Source organism: Achromobacter kerstersii, assembly GCF_902859595.1.
In the GTDB taxonomy this organism is placed as follows: domain Bacteria; phylum Pseudomonadota; class Gammaproteobacteria; order Burkholderiales; family Burkholderiaceae_B; genus Achromobacter; species Achromobacter kerstersii.
Genome location: NZ_CADIJQ010000036.1, coordinates 1 through 1,204, shown reverse-complemented (window position 1 = coordinate 1,204; position 1,204 = coordinate 1). Strand labels below are relative to the sequence as shown.

The following is a 1,204-nucleotide window of genomic DNA, read 5'->3' as shown; positions in this document are numbered from 1 at the left end:
GTCATCCTTGTATGGTGTAGGTGCGCCCTCTGCAGTGGGGAGGGCGCTGGGGTATGGGACGTCGTCATCCATCAGCCGGTAGGCGCCGGACTGCCACAACGAGAGCATCCCACCCCGCCTCACAGCGTCGATAAGGAATCTAGCGGCCAGGACCGCCGATTGATCGCAAGGTAACGCCCGAGGCGAGGCTACCCCAGCGGACTTAACGTATCGCAGGGAGAGCAATCATGCAAACATCAGGCTGTTTTATTGGGGTCGATGTCGGTAAGTTTGAGCTGCAAGTTGCCGGTCATGAAGGAGGGATTGTGGCGGGCGTGCTGCCCAACAATCGTTCCAGTATCGTCGGTTGGCTCAAGCGTTTGCCCGTCGGCAGCGTGATCGCGATGGAGGCGACCGGGGGCTACCAGGAGTTGTTGGCCCGCACGGCGCACGACCAGGGATTTGAGGTTTACGTCCTGAACCCTACCCATGTGCATCATTACGCCATCTCGTTGGGCAACCGGGGCAAGACCGATCGTCTGGATGCCGAGGTTATTGCGCAGTACATCGCACAGCGGCGTACAAAACTACACCGTTATCAGCCAATATCGCCAGAGCTGCAACAGGCCAAGTCGCTCCAGGCGCTTCGGTCAACGGTGGTGCGCGTAGGCACGTCGTTGAGGCTGTCCGCGCAGCGCCATGGTTGCGCCAGCAGCCATCAGAAGAAGGCCCTGGCAAGCCTGAACTTGTGGGCCAAACAGCTTGAGCGGGAGTTGATCGCCACGATCAAGGCCGACAGTGAGTGGGCCAAGACCTACGGCCTGCTGACTAGCATCTGCGGCATCGGCCCGATCAATGGCGCGGCCCTGACGACCTTGTTCAACCGGGTCCACTTCGCCAGCAGCGATGCAGCCGTGGCCTTCTGCGGGCTGGACCCCAGGCCGAACGAGTCCGGTAGAAAGACGGGCCGGCGGCGCTTGAGCAAACAGGGAGACAAGGCAGCCAGGACCTTGCTCTACAACGCGGCCAGTTCGGCAGCGCGTTCGATCTACTTCAAGGATTACTACGCCATGCTCCGGGCACGCGGCCTGGCTTCGACGGCAGCCTTGGTGGTGATTGCGCGCAAACTCTTGCGCATCGCCTACGGGGTCTGGCGCACTGGTCAGTCCTTCGATCCTGGGAAATTGCGGCCGGTTATGGGTTGACCCAAACCATAGAATCTCGT

The 1,204-nt window shown here is 60.9% G+C and carries 1 protein-coding gene; it reads left to right on the top strand.

The window, feature by feature from the left end; translation table 11 throughout:
• Positions 1–227: 227 nt before the first annotated feature.
• On the top strand, positions 228–1,184 hold the full coding sequence (locus tag HV765_RS31635; RefSeq protein ID WP_175172202.1) for an IS110 family RNA-guided transposase: 957 nt from the start codon (positions 228–230) through the stop codon (positions 1,182–1,184).
• The last annotated feature ends 20 nt before the right edge of the window (positions 1,185–1,204 follow it).

Coding starts and splice junctions, on each gene's coding strand:
- HV765_RS31635 (WP_175172202.1), top strand. CDS start 228: ATGCAAACATCAGGCTGTTTTATTGGGGTCGATGTCGGTAAGTTTGAG.